Raw genomic sequence first — 501 nt, forward strand, 5'->3', positions numbered from 1 at the left:
GTGAGAAGACTCCGGTGGCAGGACGGTCTGTGGTGGGTGCGCTCATCGTGGGTTGATCCTGTTCGCGTGGGCTGCTGGAAGAGTACTCACATCCAAGCGCCCCGGTTTTAGCGGGGGCGGGTCACCGGCGGCGGTGCCCGCCGAGGCCCTCGTCGTCGACGTCGCGCCAGAAATTGGCGTCGTAGGCGGTATCGGGGACGGCGATCTTCTCGCCCGAGTGCTGCACGGGGTAGCTGGCCAGGTCCAATTCAGCGGCGTCGATGCTCAGTAGTTCGATGTCGTTGGCAATCCGCTCGACGTCGTTGACGACGCGCCGCATTGCCGGGGTGCCGGCGTATCGCGACTGCAACGACGCCACGCACCGTCTCAATCCGCCGACGAGGTCATGCAGTTCGGCGAGTTCTGTAGCGCTGGACAACGGATCTCCCACAGCGAAGGTGTCACGAATCTTTACGTGACCGATCTTATCCACGGCCCAGGTCCCGGCCGGGTCGTCGTCGG

The 501-nt window shown here is 64.7% G+C and carries 1 protein-coding gene; it reads right to left on the reverse strand.

Going from position 1 to position 501, the window contains the following annotated elements; all coding sequences use genetic code 11:
* Positions 1–121: 121 nt before the first annotated feature.
* Complete coding sequence (locus F6Q13_RS20200) at positions 122–418, reverse strand: hypothetical protein (protein ID WP_293060214.1); 297 nt, start codon at positions 416–418, stop codon at positions 122–124.
* Positions 419–501 lie beyond the last annotated feature (83 nt).

The organism is Mycobacterium sp. (assembly GCF_008709575.1).
Taxonomy (GTDB): Bacteria; Actinomycetota; Actinomycetes; order Mycobacteriales; family Mycobacteriaceae; genus Mycobacterium.